The following is a 947-nucleotide window of genomic DNA, read 5'->3' as shown; positions in this document are numbered from 1 at the left end:
CGTGCCGCGCTTCAAAAAGAAGTAGGTGCACTGCAACAAGAATTAACCCGTATTTCTGAAACCACTAAGTTTGGTGCAACGAGTTTACTTGACGGTACTTTTGGAACAAAACAATTCCAAGTAGGTTCAAATGCGAATGAAACCATTAATGTTTCGTTAGGTAATATGGCTGCTGATGCGATTGGTGCTTATGATGTTGAAGGTGCTGGTAGTGTCTTTGGTGATGTTGCCGCACCAGGTAATTTAGCTGCTAATGAAACAATTACTGCTGATCCTAATCTTAATATTAATGGTACAGGTGTTCCAATTCTTGCTACTGATGGTGCTGATGGCGTTGCTGATAAAATCAACGCAGCTGCAACGGGTGTTACAGCTACAGCAAAATTAGAAGTAACGCTCTCAGGAATTACTAGTGCTGATAACGCAACAATTAATATCGGTGAAGATTCATATGACCTTGCTGCATACGGTGGTGATATGGAACGTTTAACAGAGGATTTAGTGGCTGATGGTTATGATGCTGTATATGACTCTGCAGCCGGTGGCAGCATAGCTCTTAAAGCTGAAGGTGTTGGCGGGATTGAAGCTATTGCTGAAACTTCAGGTACACCTGCAGGTACTTTAAAGTTTGATGCTGTAACTGTTGCTACAGCTGATTCATCTAAAACATCAGAGCTTCATTTAACTTCGCCAGATAAAATTGGTATCTCAGGCACAACTGTTGATGAAATCTTAGGTGGTAGTATAACTGGTACTGGTGGTGAAGGTGAATTAACAACTGTTGAAGATATTGATATATCCGGTACAACAAGTGTTGGTGCCCAATCTGCGATACAAACCATTGATGCAGCGTTAGCACAAATTGATAGCCAACGTGCTGATTTAGGTGCGGTTCAAAACCGTTTTAGCCACACTATCAGTAACTTGTCTAATGTAGCAGAAAATGT

The 947-nt window shown here is 41.3% G+C and carries 1 protein-coding gene; it reads left to right on the top strand.

The genetic code is table 11. From position 1 onward, the window contains the following. On the top strand, positions 1–947 hold a 947-nt coding region (locus Q4496_RS17875), incomplete at both ends, for a flagellin (RefSeq protein WP_303610969.1).

Source organism: Colwellia sp. 5_MG-2023, assembly GCF_030547795.1.
Taxonomy (GTDB): domain Bacteria; phylum Pseudomonadota; class Gammaproteobacteria; order Enterobacterales; family Alteromonadaceae; genus Colwellia.
The sequence above is the reverse complement of the archived record's forward strand: the minus strand, read 5'-3'. Positions and strand labels throughout refer to the sequence as shown.